Source organism: Rossellomorea vietnamensis (assembly GCF_001305855.1).
Classification (GTDB): Bacteria; Bacillota; Bacilli; order Bacillales; family Bacillaceae_B; genus Rossellomorea; species Rossellomorea vietnamensis_A.
Genome location: NZ_LIXZ01000015.1, coordinates 1 through 15,978, shown reverse-complemented (window position 1 = coordinate 15,978; position 15,978 = coordinate 1). Strand labels below are relative to the sequence as shown.

The following is a 15,978-nucleotide window of genomic DNA, read 5'->3' as shown; positions in this document are numbered from 1 at the left end:
AAAAGGGAGTGTTGTAATGAATAAGCCTCATATTGTTCAGATTCTGCCCATGTATCATCGGGATGGGGAGGAGCGATTGAACAAATACGCGCTAGTAAAGAAGTTCACTGAGTTTAACGAAGCAGAAATATGCGATTACCTCCAACACCATCATGTGGATGGAATCATCCTCCGGGCTCCGGCGAGGATCACACCTTCGATTCTGGACAGTTGCCAGCAAGTAAAGGCCATTTCCGGGGCGGGTGTGGGACTTGATAACATCGATGTACGATATGCAACAAACAAGAGGATTCCCGTTTTACATGCACCAAAGCTGAATAGTACGGCAACCGCAGAACATGCGGTGAGCCTGCTATTGGCGGTCATGAAAAAAACAGCTTTCTTTGACAGGGAAACGAGAGCAGGAAACTTTCAGTCAAGGAATGGGGAATATACCTATGAACTGGAAGGGAAGCAACTGGGCATTGTTGGATTCGGAAGCATAGCTCAAAAAGTTGCAAAGATTTTAGTACATGGTTTCGGGATGAAAGCGATGGCATATGTAAGGAAAATAGACGAAGTGAAAGAGCAGGCTGCTGATCAAATTGGGGTGGAATTAACCACATCCCTGGAGAAAATATTCTCCGAAAGCGATGCAGTGAGTTTACATATCCCTCTAACGAAAGAAACAGATAAACTTGTTGACCATCGATTGCTTTCGCTAATGAAGGAAACTGCGGTCCTCATCAACACAGCCCGTGGCGGTGTGGTGAATGAGGCGGATTTAGTAGATGTTCTGAAGCAGAATCGGATTCTTGGAGCAGGAATCGATGTGTTTTCAAAGGAACCGCCGCCTGAGGATCATCCGTTCTTTCAGTTGAAACAAGTGACGATGAGTCCGCATATCGGGGGTATTAGTCTTGAGGCAGCCCGTGAGACCTCGATCCTGATTGCAGAGAATCTGATCCGTGTGATCAATGGGGAAAAGCTTTCAGTCATTGCCAATCAAGCTGAACTTTCAGAAACCGGAAAGGGGGCATTTTCATGACAAGAGATCATTTGCAGAAAGTGAAAGCAGATTTTGAAAATAGCCCGTTCTGGAATTTTATCGGATTGGAGCTAAAAGAATTGGAAGAAGGTCATGTTCTGCTGGCCCTTCCCATCCAGAAAGAGTTTATTAATGTGAGGAATTCAGTTCATGGAGGCATCTATGCGTCGGTACTTGATACAGCCATGGGGATGACTGGCAGGTCACTGGGTTTTGATGAAGTAGCAACACTCCATTTAGATATTCAATATCTAAAGTCAGTTATGGACGGGACGGTTTATTCAGAAGCATCGATTATTCATCAAAACCGGAATACGGTCTTCATTGAAGGAAGGCTGAAAAATGAAGACGGTGAACTGCTTGGCCACTGCACTGGAACATTTAAGCTCTCAAAGGGTGAACGAATATGATGAATACAGCGATAACAAAATTGTTTAATATTCGCTATCCCATCATCCAAGGCGGTCTCCAGGGACTTGGAACATCTCCCCTCGTTTCCGCAGTATCAGAAGCAGGGGGGCTCGGGCTCATCACAGCAGGGAGCTATTCGTCCAAGGAAGAGATGCTGGAAGATATCGTAGTTGCAAGAAGACTCACCTCTAAGCCATTTGGAGTCAATATTGCCATCGGGATTCGTAAGCCGATGGATGAATTTATTGAGGGTGCCATAGAAGCCCGTGTACCGGTTGTCTTTACTTCAGGGAACAACCCTGAGAAATATATGGACAGTCTGAAAGGGAACGGAATAAAAGTGGTCCATGTCGTCCCATCCGTCAGGTTTGCCAAAAAGGCGGAAGCGATCGGCTGTGATGCAGTGGTGGTGGTTGGCTATGAGTGTGGAGGCCATCCGGGAAGAGAAGACGTCACCAGTCTGACATTGATACAGAAGGCTGTCGAGGAACTTTCCATACCAGTCATTGCAGCAGGAGGGTTCTCAACAGGGAAATCCGCTCTTGCTGCTTTTGCTTTAGGGGCAGAAGGCGTGCAGATGGGTACAAGGTTTCTAGCTTCAAAGGAAGTGGTCCTACATGAATCGATAAAAAGGAGATTAATAGATTCTCAGGAAACCGATACCATCCTTGTGAAGAAATCGATTGGAAAAGCCATGAGAGTGATGAAAACGGAACGGGCGGTGGAGCTTGTCGAAAAGGAAAGAGGAGGAGCCACCCTTGAAGAGATCTTTCCTTATATCAGCGGTGAATCTTATCAGGAATTACTCACTACGGGAAATGATCACTCAGGTGTGATTTCATTGGGCCAGACAATCGGATTAATCAACGAAATTGGAAGTGCAAAAGAAATCATCCAGAACATCGTGGCAGAATACGAGCAACAGATTGAGCGATTATATCAGAATCATAGAGGGGAGTGAGTCATGGTGCAATTAGAAAATCAGATAGCCATCGTGACCGGTGCAAGCAGGGGCATCGGCAGGGAGATTTCCAAAAAGCTTGCCTTGGATGGGGCCACTGTTTATTTAGTAGACATTCAGGAACAGGCTTTATTGGAGACCTATCATCAGTTCATGGAAGAGAATCTTTCGGTTAAGGCCATAAGGGCAGATGTCACCAACGAAGCGGAAGTGGAAAAGCTATTCGCCGAGGTGGAAGGGGAACATGGAAAGGTAGATATCCTCATTAATAATGCCGGAATCATACGTGACAATCTATTGTACAAGATGAGCTCAACCGACTGGGATGATGTCATGAATGTTCATTTGAAAGGCACATTCCTTTGCAGTAAATATGCCCAGAAATCAATGGTGAAAAATCAGTATGGACGAATCATTAATCTTTCCTCCGTTTCAGCACTTGGAAGCAGAGGACAGGCGAATTACGCTGCAGCGAAGGCTGGGATACAGGGTTTTACCAAGACGTTAGCCATGGAGCTTGGGAAATATCATATCACGGTGAACGCGATTGCTCCCGGCTTTATCATGACAGACATGACGAAAGCAGTGGCAGAACGGCTGGGAATCCCTTTTGAAGAACTGATAGAAGCCAAGGTCAAACAAATCCCGGTCAACAGGGCTGGTACGCCGGAAGACATCGCACAGGCAGCAAGCTTTTTTGCGAGCCCGGATTCTTCCTTTATAAGCGGTCAGGTGTTATATGTGGCCGGGGGACCAAAAGCATAGGAGGTTGAGGATGATGAATCAGAAGAAAATTGCCCTTATCCCAGGGGATGGGATAGGACCTGAAGTCGTAGCAGAAGGTGTAAAGGTCCTGAAAATGATTGAGGAAGTCGATCCACAGCTTTCTTTCAGCTTTACAGAGTTCCCTTGGGGATGTGAGTATTATGTGGATACAGGAAAGATGATGGCTGAAGACGGGATCGATCAATTGAAGGAATTCGATGCCATCTACTTGGGAGCGGTAGGATATCCCGGGGTTCCCGATCACATCTCCCTTTGGGAATTACTATTGGAAATACGCGAGAAGTTTGATCAGTATGTAAACCTCAGGCCGATTAAACTCTTGCACCCTAATTTAACTCCTCTAAAAAATAAAAGTGAAAAAGAAATAGACTTACTGGTGATCCGTGAGAACAGCGAAGGGGAATATGCCGGAGCGGGTGACTGGCTCTTTAAAGGAAAGCCTGAGGAAGTGGTATTGCAGACAGGCGTCTTTTCCCGAAAAGGGACCGAGCGAATCATCCGCTATGCTTATGAAGAAGCCCGTAAACAGAAGAAGACCCTGACGAGCATCAGCAAAGCAAATGCCCTTAATTATTCCATGGTCTTCTGGGATGAGGTGTTTACCGAAGTAGGGAAGGACTACCCTGATGTCCAAACGTATTCTTACCTAGTGGACGCGGCTAGCCTCTATTTCGTCCTTCAGCCGGAAAGATTCGAAATTGTCGTGACATCCAATTTATTCGGGGATATCCTGACGGACTTGGGAGCTGCCATTACAGGTGGCCTTGGCTTGGCAGCAGGGGCCAATATCAACCCTGAACGAACGTATCCTTCTATGTTCGAACCCATCCACGGCTCCGCTCCTGATATTGCGGGAAAAGGTTTAGCTAATCCCCTTGCTGCCATTTGGTCTGTCAGTCAGATGATGGATCACTTTGGTGAAGAAGAATGGGGGAGTGCAATTTTGTCGACCATTCAGGAGATTCTTTCCAAGAAGAATGCTCTCACCCCTGATCTCGGCGGAGGGGCAACAACAGAACAACTGGGGAATGAATTCAGGGATCTATTAAGGCATCATGCCCCTCTTCATGACAAAGTACAAAGGGGATAAGTAACGATTTTCTAACTACGTATTTTGATTAGTAGATTGTTAGAGACTTAAAGAGAGAAGGGACAACATGTTACGTTTTTCTCTCATCATGAGTATGTGTTTTCTTTATATTGTTGAGGCTTTTATGCCAAACGTTTATATTGGTTTGGTTTTTAACATTGTGGCTACTGCCATATTTTTGCTATTCCTTCCTTTATTAGAATGTAAAGGTCGGATATTTACATTGGGTCTGTTTACTGCAGGGGGAATCATTCACTATACGGTTGGAGATACAGGCTTTGATCTAGTCCAGGGAATCACTCAGAATATGCCCCTGTTATCGATTCTCATTTTAGCTCCACTTCTATCCGTGCCACTGAGAAGAGAAGGGATCATTGATTCTGTTATCCTTTATTTGAATGAGTTGAAGCACAACCCACGAAAAACATTTTATGGCATTAGCTCGTTTATGATGACCCTGGCACCTATCTTGAATATGGGTGCCTTAAGGATTGTTCATGGGTTTGTGGAAAGTATTCATCTACCATCCAAGCTGCTATCAAGATCCTATTATGTAGGATTTACCCCGGCGGTCATATGGTCACCCTTTTTTGCTTCGGTGGGGATTGTCCTATTCTATTTAGATATCACCTATCTCTCATATGTCGCTGTAGGAGTGATGTTTGCCGTTATTCAAATGACGGTAGGGCTCGTTCTTTTCCGACCTAAGATCGCAGAAGAGACTGCTGCTGCCGCCGAGGAAAGAAACGAAATGATTTCACATGATAAAGGGCCAAAGAAGGATATGTATCTCCTCTTTGGCTTTGTCCTTGGACTGGTTGTGCTGTTGATTGTCATGGAGCAGGTTTTCCAGAAGTCCATGCTGCTCCTGGTCAGCATCATTTGTTTCCTGGTTCCTGTAGCCTGGGTGATCTTCCGGAAAAGGAAATCAATCGTTAAAGAAGAAATCATTCTCTATAAGAACAAGCTCCACTCTCAGAAAATGGAGATCTGCCTCTTCTTAAGTGCAGGGCTATTCGGTAATGCTGTATCCCATACACCCGTCAAGGAACTATTGGAGAAGTCTATACAGTGGTCGGCCACGCAATCCATTGGTGTTTTGTTTCTATTTATCATCCTATTGGTTACCATTATGGCGTTTCTCGGTGTGCATCAGATTATCGTAACACCGCTAATATTGACTTCCCTTGACTTTGCAACCATGCCTAATGTAGCGGTTGCCAGTGTTGCGTTTATGTGCATTTTTACGTGGATGCTGTCGTCCGCGATTTCACCGTTGAATGCTATGAATATTATCATCAGCCAGTGTGTTCAGAGGAATGGGATAACCGTGGCTTTTAAATGGAATGGGATATATTTTCTTTCTATTACGAGTTTGGCGTTTGTGTACGTTTATATTCTGAATTGGATATGAGGGAGGTCCGTTCCTGAGATTTAGGAACGGACCTTTACTTCATGTTCAATTTATTGTCTTAAAGTTTTCTGATGCTCATAACAATAAACCTTCCCTTTAAAAGCATGATTCGCTATACAATAAGCCCTAACCTTATCTGAAACAGGCTTATGGCAAACGGCACAAACAGAACGTGAACTGTTCTTTTGTTCAGGTGCATTCAATATCCGCTTATGTTCATCTCTAGTATTTAAGTCACTTATATTTGCCTCTTTGAAAGTTTGATAAATGGATAAAATATCACTCTCACTTAAAAGGGGTTCTTTATGCTGGATCTTCAACACCGATTCTTTCCGATGAATAAACTCCGACAACTCGATGTCATACATAATCAATTCGTTAGAAGCAATCTTCCGGTAATTCGAATCCACTTTAAATGTAGAGCGCTTAGTGAATGAAACCATGGAAACAAACCAATCATGGTACTTCTCATCAATTAGTGAAGAGAGTGCTTTCATGTGCCCATAGTTTTGCACAAAAGGATTCATCATTTTGAACTTACCATTAACCAGCCATGTGTTCCGATCTTTCCCACCATATATGGTACCCTGGTAGTTTTTTGTCTCAATGACAAAGATAGCGTAAGGAGTGATCACCACATGGTCAATTTGTGAATAGCCGGACTTCGCTTTTGAATTGGGTATAAGGAGATCGCTTAGATGGCGGTAAGTCTTGGGTAGTTGATCTAGTTGGATATCGATTTTGTATTCTCCCAGTTCTCCTTTTCTTGTAGCGATTTGTTCATTGGTTCTTTTGGGTTTTATTGGTGCGGTACTAGTAGCTTTTTTTGGTTTTGGTTCACTTTTTTTCTTTTTTAGGAAGTTTAGGAATAATAGCATGAATTTCTCCTTGGTGGTTTGATACTGTTATTATCGTATATATTTACGAAGATGTGAGTGCCAGGGGTCAGGACGAGACAGATCATTCTTTTCAGAACGGCCATAGCTTTGCATAGGAATTCTTAATATTGACGAAGGTCCGCCCCTTAGCATGCTCATTTGCTAAAAGACGGACCTTTAACAGATGTTCCTACTCCAATCTCCCCCCATAATGATCCTTCACCCAATACGTCAACGTCCCATCCTGCTCAATACGATAACGCAGGTCGGCTTTCTGCAATCCTTCAATCATCAATGGACGTAAGTCACTCATCATTTGATTACTTTCTTCTATATAAGTAGAGAGTATTTCAGAATGATAGGTGTTGGCATTTGCTGAGGACATCAGATAGTCGACGGCAGCCTGTTTGATGACGTACAGTTCGACGGTTTTGTTATGTAGCTCCTTAAATTCCCGCGGAGGATTGAGGTCAATCAGTTTCTGATAATTTTGAGTGAGCATCATATTGGTTTCGTTAATGTCGAGTGCCAGGGGTGAAAGGTTTCCATTGGCAGCATTGATCTTAGTCATCAGCTGTTTGAAGCTTTGATCGCTGGAACTGAAGTATTGCTCGCGCTCCTGCAGATAGCTTCGTATTTTTTGTTCCTGCTGGATTGTGATTTCGTTGTAAATCTTCATTGGTAATCCGCTGGCGAACAACGCCAGGAGGATGAATCCGATGACTCCCCATGACCATTTGGGGGCTTTATTGCTTTTAGGTCTATATCGATCATCATTCCAGTAGTCTCTTTCTGCTATAGGCATTAATGGTTCCTCGTTTCATTCGATACTAGTAAAATACTCCTTTTATGTTACCATAATATTACATGTTGTAATTGCAAATTTTGATAATATTAGACAAATTAATAGATAGGGAGCTTAGCCTATGTCATCATTTTTCAAAATGCCTGTTCCAGTAAAAATCAACGGGAGATCTTCCAGCATAACCAATTCATTTATCAATGGAATTATTCCTTGTATACAACCAACTGACCAAGAAATTAATGAAGTGTTAACTTTATTAGGTATGAATGATGCAATCATGTGTGCTTACTGCGGGGATCGTCACACAGAATGGGATCATTTCCGTCCATTGGTGCAAAATAAGCGGCCGACAGGATATATTTCTGAAATACAGAACTTGGTTCCAGCTTGTGGGAAATGCAATCAATCCAAGGGTAACTCAAGTTGGAGGGAATGGATCCTGATTGGTGCAAAACTTTCTCCGTATACACGGGGTATTAAGAACATCACTGAAATCATTAGCAGACTGGATTCCTTTGAAAAATGGAGTAAACCTACGAAAGTGGAGTTTGATGAAATCGTTGATCCTGAAACATGGGAAGAGCACTGGAGAAATTGTGATCGAATCCATCAGTTGATGAGAGAGAGTCAGATTCTATCGGACAAGATTAAACTGGAAGTTCAAAGACAAGTTTTGAAGAATCCATCAAACGAACATGTAAGCCAGTCTGAGGAGGTAATAAATGCAGGGGAACCTTTTGAAAAGAAGGTGGGTGTTTTGGCGAAAACCACTTTAAGAGAAATACTGGAATCGAATAGTGTCCCAGAAAAAGAGATTGCACGATTAACAACTGCTTCATATTCAAAGAAAGCATTCAATCTAAGTTTCCCATTACTGAAGCCACTGGATTATTCGTACGATGTTAAACAACAAATTAAAGATGAAAAGGGTCGTAATCGATATTATTCTTCTCCGATTAGAATAATGGAGAGAGAATACTATTTATGTTCTCAATGGTACGAACCCAGTAAAAAACATCTAATCAAGTGGATTGAGTTGAATAAAGCAGAATTAGTATAAGAGGAGGTAGTGATGGTGGAATTTGATTGGGATTGCAGAGATTTTCATCTGTTTTCTACAAGTAATATTGAAAATAGAGTAAACGGAGATAAGTTATTTGTAAGCTTCTTGATGGAAGTTGAAAATCAACAGAAAGATATGATGGGCAGTTTTAGAATAAAGGAGATAGCTGATCTTATACCCAAAGGGACGGCAGGCATCCATAATCATTCAACATATGGATACTCCTTTATGAGCATGCTCAGCACTCAGAAATACAGAGATTATTTTGTTTTTGAAAATAAGAACATTCAGGATGAGCTTACAACTATCTGTAATAATAATTCCAGTAGAGATAATTATTATTGGAGAAAACATTATACTAATGAGAAAGTTAAGGTGAATCCGAAGTATATAAGGAGACAACCAATGCCCACTCCCATCACCATTAGCAAAAATAATCAACTATTAAATGAAGCTACTAATATTCAAGAAGCTGCAGGCTACCTTGCTGATCATCTCAATATAAAGAAGTCAAAATGCTATGATCCCGTCGAGAGGGGATATGTTTATAATATTCCCTACCATTTCGAAGGGGACGAGTATCGTTTTATAGCGCCACCAGAGATAGCTACAGATCGTCGCCAGGAGTTAGAGGACGGGGACCATAAGAATGCCCGCCGTATCTGGTTGGTGCCGGCGAATCCAAACGAATATGACTTGGAAAGGGCATTCGTCCAATTTGAATACCTTGACTGGAAACGTTCCTTCAACTATGAAAATGGTGATATCTTATTTTTGTATGTTTCAGGTAGTGTCAAAAAGGTCAGATATAAGGTGGAAGTAATAGAGGGATTGGTTCAAACGGATGATACGATCTATGATAAGTCGTTTTGGGTAGATCCAGAGAAGTATGATCAATCCATTGGTGGAGACAAGACGCGTATCCGCTTGGTTGATGTGGTTGATACTGACGGTTTGTCACTTTATCAATTAAGAGAGCATGGGTTGAAAGGAAATATCCAGGGATCCATGAAACTTACTGGTGAGCTTCGTGACTACATTATGTCGTTCTTTCAAAAGGATTTATCAGCTGAGGTTTACCCTGATGTAGTGCCGGAAATGTGGGAAGGAGAGCAAAGAAGGATTACTGTTAATTCATATGAACGCAATCCACTTGCCCGTAAGCAATGTATCGATCATTATAGTGCCAAGTGCCAGGTATGTATGATGAACTTCGAAGATACATATGGGGAAGTGGGGAGAGAGTTCATTCATGTCCATCACCTTACACCCCTTAATGAAATTCAGAAGGGTTGCCAGGTGAAGCCGATAGAAGATTTGATTCCTGTGTGTCCGAATTGTCATGCGATGCTTCATAGGAAAGAGGATGGAGCGTATTTAACGGTAGAGGAATTGAGAGAGCGTATTAGAAAGAAAGAATCTATTATTAAAATATAAAAGAAAGCAGTGGCTTACCCTCCCCATAAGCCACTGCTTTCCTTCTTCACCAACCTAATAACTTCCCTCACATCCGAACCCCTAAATATAGAGGTAGATCTATCATTCTCCGTAAAATAAATCTCCCCATAAGCATTCTTATCATCAAAACCAACAATTTTAAAGCTATAAACCTGCTTATCCTTCATTAAAACAAATTCCTGCTTCTTCATCTCAATCACCTCTATAGAATAAATCGGAGTATTGGTGTTTTAATGCAGAAGACTTATTGTCTTTATGCTTTTTTACGTTCTCCCACACTTCTTCATTTAAGCGGTCCAGGCTGATTCCTAATGCTATTGCAATTTTCGAAAGGGTATAAGACTCAGGGGTTCGTTTACCCCGTTCAATATTGCTTATGGTGGTTCTAGCCAGGCCTGCTTTTTCTTCTAGTTCTGCCTGAGTATAACCCATATCGTTCCGTCTTAATCGTAATAAAATGGATATGTACTTCCCGTATAATTCCCGTTCTGTTAATGGTTTCTCCAATACTTTGACCCCTTTTACCACCATTATCAAATGGTGAAAAATGGCTTGGAACGGACAGGTCGTCAACTTATTGAAATAAATGGTATTTTAAATGTAATTTTTCTATATACAGCATTAGGCAAGGTGGAATTATATACATAAACTAGCACTACTCTTGCTAAATCCCATATTTAACTAAATAATAGGAATATACTGTTAGACGAAAGGCTGACGAATATGATCGTATATGAAGCTACTAAACAAGAGTTTCTGGAAGATGTTTTTCATGATGAACTCGTCAATAATATATGCAGCAATTACACGTCGAAGATTGGAAAGATCAATGAGCGGGAGGTTCGCTCGTGGGACAATTCGATGCAGTACATGTATCGTGTCCTTAGTGATCAAGAGATTCCTAGTGACGCCGGGGTGGCGATTGAGTTTAAGATTCCGCATACGTCACGCCGGGTGGATTTTCTAATCTCTGGGAAGGATGGGGAGAAGAATTCTATCGTGATTGTAGAGCTGAAACAGTGGGAGTCTGTTGAAGTGATCAGGGGGAAGGAAGCGATTGTAAAGACTGCGATGAATCGAGGGCTGGTGGAGACGACTCATCCTTCCTATCAGGCTTGGTCGTATGCTTCTCTTATCAAGGACTATAATGAGAATGCTCAAAGCGCAGAGATGGAGCTATATCCTTGTGCATACTTACATAATTACTTGAATCAGGGGGAAGAGGATCCCCTGACAGATCCGGTTTATGAGTATTATATCGAGCAGGCTCCCGTCTTTGTGAAGGGACAGGCGAAGAAGCTCCGGGACTTCATTAAGCGCTATATTCAGGTTGGGGATAACAAGGAGAACCTTTATAAAATAGAGAATGGTCTTATCCGGCCATCAAAGTCACTTCAGGATTCGTTGAATCAAATGCTCAAGGGGAACGACGAGTTTGTGATGATTGATGATCAGAAAGTGGTGTATGAGGAAGCCATTCACTTGGCAAAAGAAGCTCTTCGGACAAATACAAAGCAGGTCCTGGTCGTTCAAGGTGGTCCGGGTACTGGGAAATCGGTTCTCGCTATCAATCTATTGGTCCACCTTACCAATCTCAGCATGGTTTGTCAGTATGTTACGAAGAACGCGGCACCTCGAAACATTTACTCTACTAAGCTGAAGAAAGATTTCAAGAAGGGACATATTGATAATTTGTTTAAAGGATCCGGAAGCTACTTCGATGCTCCTAGGGATGAGTTTGATGCGCTAATCGTGGATGAAGCCCACCGACTGAATCTTAAATCTGGGATGTTCCAGCACCTCGGTGAAAATCAAACAAAGGAAATCATCGAAGCATCAAAGCTTTCCATCTTCTTCATTGATGAAAGACAGCAGGTCACGTTAAAGGATCATGGGAGTCTTAAAGAAATTGAACGATTTGCGAAAGAAAACAATGCACCGCTCACAATCATGAACCTCGAATCTCAATTTCGCTGCAGTGGCTCCGATGGTTACTTAGCATGGCTAGATGACGTTCTTCAGATTAGAACAACAGCAAACGCTCATTATATCGGCAGCCAATATGATTTCCGGGTTTTCAACGATCCGAATGAACTGAGAAACGAAATTGAGAGAAAAAATGCCAACAACAAATCCCGCATGGTTGCAGGCTACTGCTGGAACTGGGACAAAGAGGGAAAGAGCAATACGGATTATCACGACATTGTTCTAGATGAATACGATTTCAAGATGAGCTGGAACCTCGATAATTCAGCCACCTGGGCAATTGATGTCAATTCTGTCAAAGAAGCCGGCTGCATCCATACATGTCAAGGTCTGGAGTTTGAATACGTAGGGGTGATCATAGGTGATGACATGAGATATGAAGCCGGCCAGGTGATTACAGATCACACCGAAAGAGCTAAGACTGATTCTTCATTGAAGGGTATAAAGAAAATGCTGAAGGAAGATCCAGAGAGAGCTGAGAAGGTAGCAGATGAGATTATTCGGAACACGTATCGAACGTTGATGACTCGTGGGCAGAAGGGCTGCTATGTGTATTGTACGGATCCTAAGCTTGGAGAGTATTTTAGAGAGCGGTTTGAAGAGAGTAGTCGGGATTATGGTGGGAATGAGTTTTTTAGAGGTGGAGGTATGGTTGCTGAGGGGAAAGCTGATTATTAATTAGGTTGGAAAACTACATCTATTGGAGGAATGTTAATGCCTACTTATAATAAACTTGTTCGGGATAAAATACCAGAGATCATTGAAGCAACTGGAAAGACTTTTACAACAAGAATTCTTTCCGAACAGGAGTATCTAATTGAATTGAAGAACAAGAGCTTTGAAGAATTAGAGGAATACCACGATGCAGAAAATAGGGAAGAGGCAATAGAAGAATTGGCTGATCTGATGGAGGTTGTTCATGCGTTTGCCAAGTCTCATGATACGAGTCTAGTGGAGATTGAAGACATTCGACTTAAAAAATGTATTAAAAAGGGTTCATTTGATAAAAAAGTATTATTGATTGGTGTAGAGGATTAATAATCTAGAACTAGGAAAGTTTCACTTTTGAGTTTTTTTAAAATTAAAACATAGAAAAAACTATAATTTTGATATCTGCTCACCTGAGGGTAGGTCCTATTTTGAGCTAAATTCTTTATTGGAGGGGAATATAAAACTATTTGCTAATTAGCTGAGAAAGTATGAGCTTACAGAGTACTCACAAAGGCAATTGAGGGTGGGGTATATGTTAGGCACTATAAAAAAGGGGACGTTTCTTCTATATAAGACAAAGAAACGTCCCTAACATTAAATACTAATTGTATGAAGCCATTGAATGTTTTTTAAGTTCAAAGAGAGGATTCAGGCAATTTACTTAGCTAGGAAATTTACCATTCAAAATATAATATTTCACCCTTTTAAATCCAGAAGCTGAATTATACCCACTAAATCGGCCACCGGTGTACCAATCTTTTTCAGTAACTTTGCTATCATCTATTACTTCTTTAAAACAGTTAATTGATTGTGATAATAACTCATTTAAATTTGAAACATTATTATCTTTACTAATTAATTTATTAATGTTTGTAGAGATGCAATCAGTTAATATTAGGTGTAGTGCATGTACACCAATGCCTTTTTGAATATTATAATCTTTATTACATCTTTTGTTTGAAAAGCAGCCTGGCCATACTATAGAAACTATATTCCAAATCTCATTTATGAATAACTGTAAATGCTTAATCAAATCATTAACTTCTTTATCATTATTAATTTCATAAACTTCTATTAATTGTTTAATAATTGGAAACAGGGACTTGTTATATAAGTTTAAACTAATGACTCTTCCCTTATCTGTTGGAACTAATTTTATTGCATTGGTCCAGATGGAATCATTCATATTAGTTAAATGTTTCGTTGTTTCTGTTGCTATTTTTTCTTGCATCTTATTTTCATCTAACAGGTATTCGTCATTTAGTTTATATATTTCGTTTCTCAAATTAATTGCAAGGTCAGTACTCACCTTTTTTCCTTTACTATTTATATTAATAAATGAGCTCACTTCGTTTATTTTCTCACTTGGATTCTCTAAGTCGATTACCATGATTATTAAGGGTAATTGGAAATCTTCTAAACGTTGGCTCAGTTTATTGTTTATATTACTGCCTAATTTATTTTCTTTCTCAATAGCATATTCAAAGCCTTTTATTCTGTGCTGTCCATCAACTATTCTAATTTTTCCTTGAATCTCTAAAGTATTATGAGATTCTTTGATTATTTGTCTTTTATCTATCGCAGCTAAAAGTGCAGTAGGAAGAAAAATAGTATTACTATTATCCAAAAGGTATTTGCCTATATCACGATAATGTGTAGGGATAGGTGGTCTTTGATATCCTTGAGGATTCTTTTCTTGTTCATGTATATCCACTTCGTAATTATTAATAATTTCTTTAACTTTAAGAGATGTCATAAACATGTCTATATTACTTTGTGCTAATCTAACCAATTCATTAATAATCAATATCTTCACCCTCCTCATAATATAAGTTATCAAATAAATCATTTAAGTTTTTAATCTCTAATTTTCCTTCTGATAATTGTTCTAATTTTTGAGTTTCTAACCTCGGAGTCCAAATGATATCATCTATGGCACTATCCTTGGTCAGTGACGCTAAACATTCACTATCAAATTTACCTTTAAGATGAAATTCAATTTGCAACTTTAAAGTATTTGAAATTAACCTTACTAATATCTCTTTTTGATCATTGTTTAAGTCCTCTGAAAGGTTGATATCTAAGTTTTTCAATGATCTTTCATGAACTGTATAGAATTTTTTAATTACTTCCTTTATCTTAAGCAGGTGTACGGACTCTAAGAAAAAATCTAATTTCTTATACTCGGAAAAATGTTTAATAAGGACATCAATAACTACGTTATTTAGAAAAGATACGTTTTCTGAAAAATCAAATTCATCAATTGCTTCTTCAGTAATAAAATCTATATAACTTTGAATAAAGTTGTATGTAATATTCAAAATTGCTTTTTGATAATTTTCTTCAATCAATTTATCTTCCTTTTCTGAATCAAAAGTATTGTCTTTATTCTCCTGACTTAGTAATTGGTTATAAATTGAAATGAGACAACCCCAAAAAATATCATTTCCTTTAGTAAGCTCCTGAATTTTTTTAGCTAATTCATTAAGTAGTACTGCAGTCTCATTGTTAAACATATTATCATCTTGTTCAGAGAKAATTTGTTGGAATTCCCCCTCTAAGTCAAGGGTACTATATGAATCTAACTTAAAGTATTCACTATCTATTTCTAATTCTGAAATACTTCTAAAAAAGGAAGCAGAGAACTTTAAGGCATCTTTATAATTGTCATATGGGTAAAAATACAATTGTGAAATTAGTGAATATATTTCCCTTAAATCCAAATCAATGTCGTGGATTTCTTTTATTTCATCATGAACAGAGTTATACAATAGTTTTGTTGCCATATTCTGAAGATCTTTAATCTTATCGTTTTGGGTGAGATGTAGCTGTAAATCCTTCAACTGAGAATCGAGTGTTGTAAGTATTTTGTTAATTGATAACATAGTCTTGGAATGAATTTCGTGGTCTAGATTATATCTATAGTTTTTATAGAATAACATGTGCTCTAATTCACCCCAAACCATATGCGTTAATGATTTGACTTGAAGTTCGATATTTATAAATTTATCTTCATCATAAAAATATTTGAGTTTTAGCTTATAAATACCTTCTCCATTCTTTTGAGGAACTGGTTGAGTTTCATTGAAATATCCAAGATAGGGATAAGTGGTATCATCCTTATCACCTATTAGATATTTGGTACCATTATATTCTACTGTATTCCTCAAAAAATGTTCTTTCAGTGTTGCATAAATTTTAGCCTCCTCATCGTTTAATAAGCATAGAATTCTTACGCCTATAATATCATCAAGAATTTTATCTATAAAAACTTTCGGATCTGATTCAGAATCTTCATAAAGTTTTACTTTTCTTACGATTTTTTCTTTTAAGCTTTCAGGTTTTTTAATTCTAGTATTTACCATAAAGCTTTTAATATCTTTATTAG

Annotated in this window: 16 protein-coding genes; 10 read left to right on the top strand and 6 right to left on the bottom strand. The window is 39.5% G+C overall.

What is annotated here, in order from left to right:
• Nucleotides 1-16 precede the first annotated feature (16 nt).
• The 6 genes from AM506_RS16235 (at nucleotide 17) to AM506_RS16210 (ending at nucleotide 5,689) form a co-directional block, all read left to right on the top strand.
• Nucleotides 17-1,027 carry an NAD(P)-dependent oxidoreductase gene (locus tag AM506_RS16235; RefSeq protein ID WP_060673530.1) on the top strand — a complete coding sequence of 337 codons (1,011 nt, stop codon included), beginning with the start codon at nucleotides 17-19 and terminating at the stop codon, nucleotides 1,025-1,027.
• Nucleotides 1,024-1,437: a PaaI family thioesterase gene (locus AM506_RS16230; RefSeq protein ID WP_060673529.1), complete on the top strand. Its 414-nt coding sequence runs from the start codon at nucleotides 1,024-1,026 to the stop codon at nucleotides 1,435-1,437. Before AM506_RS16235 ends, AM506_RS16230 begins: the two co-directional genes overlap by 4 nt.
• Entirely contained in the window at nucleotides 1,434-2,399 is a 966-nt protein-coding gene (locus tag AM506_RS16225) for an NAD(P)H-dependent flavin oxidoreductase (RefSeq protein WP_060673528.1), read from the top strand. Before AM506_RS16230 ends, AM506_RS16225 begins: the two co-directional genes overlap by 4 nt.
• A 3-nt stretch (nucleotides 2,400-2,402) precedes the next feature.
• Nucleotides 2,403-3,164 carry a 3-oxoacyl-ACP reductase FabG gene (fabG, locus tag AM506_RS16220; RefSeq protein ID WP_060673527.1) on the top strand — a complete coding sequence of 254 codons (762 nt, stop codon included), beginning with the start codon at nucleotides 2,403-2,405 and terminating at the stop codon, nucleotides 3,162-3,164.
• A 13-nt stretch (nucleotides 3,165-3,177) separates the two neighbouring features.
• A complete protein-coding gene (locus AM506_RS16215) occupies nucleotides 3,178-4,275 on the top strand; it encodes a tartrate dehydrogenase (protein WP_060673659.1) in 1,098 nt (365 codons plus the stop codon).
• A gap of 124 nt (nucleotides 4,276-4,399) precedes the next feature.
• Nucleotides 4,400-5,689 carry a hypothetical protein gene (locus AM506_RS16210; protein WP_235576133.1) on the top strand — a complete coding sequence of 430 codons (1,290 nt, stop codon included), beginning with the start codon at nucleotides 4,400-4,402 and terminating at the stop codon, nucleotides 5,687-5,689.
• Between the two features lie 50 nt (nucleotides 5,690-5,739).
• On the opposite strand, the gene AM506_RS16205 is transcribed toward AM506_RS16210, so the two are convergent.
• Both AM506_RS16205 and AM506_RS16200 read right to left on the bottom strand, forming a co-directional pair.
• Nucleotides 5,740-6,567 (bottom strand): nuclease-related domain-containing protein, encoded by an 828-nt coding sequence (locus tag AM506_RS16205; protein ID WP_060673525.1) that lies wholly within the window; start codon nucleotides 6,565-6,567, stop codon nucleotides 5,740-5,742.
• Nucleotides 6,568-6,757: 190 nt separating this feature from the next.
• Entirely contained in the window at nucleotides 6,758-7,372 is a 615-nt protein-coding gene (locus AM506_RS16200; protein ID WP_060673524.1) for a hypothetical protein, read from the bottom strand.
• Nucleotides 7,373-7,493: 121 nt separating this feature from the next.
• Between AM506_RS16200 and AM506_RS22255 the strand changes: the two genes are divergently transcribed.
• Together AM506_RS22255 and AM506_RS16190 are read left to right on the top strand one after the other, a co-directional pair.
• Nucleotides 7,494-8,432, top strand: coding sequence for an HNH endonuclease (locus tag AM506_RS22255; protein ID WP_082386406.1), 939 nt, complete (start codon nucleotides 7,494-7,496; stop codon nucleotides 8,430-8,432).
• Between the two features lie 15 nt (nucleotides 8,433-8,447).
• Nucleotides 8,448-9,872 (top strand): HNH endonuclease, encoded by a 1,425-nt coding sequence (locus AM506_RS16190; protein ID WP_235576132.1) that lies wholly within the window; start codon nucleotides 8,448-8,450, stop codon nucleotides 9,870-9,872.
• Between the two features lie 14 nt (nucleotides 9,873-9,886).
• Here the strand turns inward: AM506_RS16190 and AM506_RS16185 are convergent, their stop codons facing one another.
• Both AM506_RS16185 and AM506_RS16180 read right to left on the bottom strand, forming a co-directional pair.
• Complete coding sequence (locus AM506_RS16185; protein WP_060673523.1) at nucleotides 9,887-10,084, bottom strand: hypothetical protein; 198 nt, start codon at nucleotides 10,082-10,084, stop codon at nucleotides 9,887-9,889.
• Nucleotide 10,085: 1 nt separating this feature from the next.
• A complete protein-coding gene (locus tag AM506_RS16180) occupies nucleotides 10,086-10,400 on the bottom strand; it encodes a helix-turn-helix domain-containing protein (protein WP_060673522.1) in 315 nt (104 codons plus the stop codon).
• 216 nt (nucleotides 10,401-10,616) lie between these two features.
• Between AM506_RS16180 and AM506_RS16175 the strand changes: the two genes are divergently transcribed.
• Together AM506_RS16175 and AM506_RS16170 are read left to right on the top strand one after the other, a co-directional pair.
• On the top strand, nucleotides 10,617-12,557 hold the full coding sequence (locus AM506_RS16175) for a DUF2075 domain-containing protein (protein ID WP_060673521.1): 1,941 nt from the start codon (nucleotides 10,617-10,619) through the stop codon (nucleotides 12,555-12,557).
• Between the two features lie 36 nt (nucleotides 12,558-12,593).
• On the top strand, nucleotides 12,594-12,917 hold the full coding sequence (locus AM506_RS16170; RefSeq protein ID WP_060673520.1) for a nucleoside triphosphate pyrophosphohydrolase: 324 nt from the start codon (nucleotides 12,594-12,596) through the stop codon (nucleotides 12,915-12,917).
• Nucleotides 12,918-13,251: 334 nt separating this feature from the next.
• Here AM506_RS16170 and AM506_RS16165 read toward each other — a convergent pair whose 3' ends face one another.
• On the bottom strand, nucleotides 13,252-14,397 hold the full coding sequence (locus AM506_RS16165) for a DGQHR domain-containing protein (protein WP_060673519.1): 1,146 nt from the start codon (nucleotides 14,395-14,397) through the stop codon (nucleotides 13,252-13,254).
• Nucleotides 14,387-15,978, bottom strand: a 1,592-nt coding sequence (locus AM506_RS16160) for a hypothetical protein (protein WP_060673518.1), incomplete at its 5' end; no start/stop codon positions are given. The genes AM506_RS16165 and AM506_RS16160, both read right to left, overlap by 11 nt.